Raw genomic sequence first — 804 nt, forward strand, 5'->3', positions numbered from 1 at the left:
TAAAGTGGGTATGATCGTATTCGACGACATGGAGGTTCTTGATTTTGCAGCACCTTTCGAGGTATTTTCCCTTACTGCGCTTCACCGAGGACGGAAAGGCGAACATAAGCCGTTCGATGTTTCGACTATCTCGGACCATAGCCCTTATGTCATTACCGGAAGCGGTTTGAGGATTATCCCGGACTACGATATGGACCATGCTCCCCGTTATGATTTGATCGTAATACCCGGAGGGCCCGGGATCCGATTGGCGAGCCAGAATAAGGAATGGGTCGGATGGATTCGTAAACAATTTGAGCGTGTGAAGTGGATGACATCCGTTCGGACAGGCGTACAACTGCTCGCCGAAGCTGGGATTATGGACGGGAAACGAGCCACAACACACCGGGCCGCCTTACAATGGATGAAAACTCGGTTTCCTCAAACAACGTTCGTCAATGGTACAGCCGTTTCGGACGAGGGGCGGATTATTACATCGGCAGACGGCATGCATCTAGCCTTCCACATGGTACAACGCTTGTTGGGAACTGAAGTCGCAAAGGATACCGCACGTTTTATGGAATACGATATGCCTCCCGATCCTTCCATTCTATTGAATTCATAAGCAAGGAGAACCTGCATGAAATCGAAGAAACTCGTTGCCGTCATCTTGTGTATCGTGGCGTTATTATGGCTTCTGCATACTTTTTCAAAAAATTTCATTCTTGATCCTAACATTCAAAGCTTCCTGTCTAAAAAAGACCAAGTGATAGCCAAGGAATCGTTATGGGTGCTGATGATTCGGATTCATATCGCCCTTGCTCT

At 47.6% G+C, this 804-nt stretch carries 1 protein-coding gene and 1 pseudogene; both read left to right on the plus strand.

Going from position 1 to position 804, the window contains the following annotated elements:
• The coding region (locus tag AC3Y2E_RS34615; RefSeq protein WP_379217989.1) for a DJ-1/PfpI family protein at positions 1-604 on the plus strand (604 nt) is incomplete at its 5' end.
• Between the two features lie 15 nt (positions 605-619).
• Positions 620-804: pseudogene (locus tag AC3Y2E_RS34620) on the plus strand (DUF2306 domain-containing protein); the annotation flags it as partial.

Source organism: Paenibacillus sp. MAH-35, from assembly GCF_058135425.1.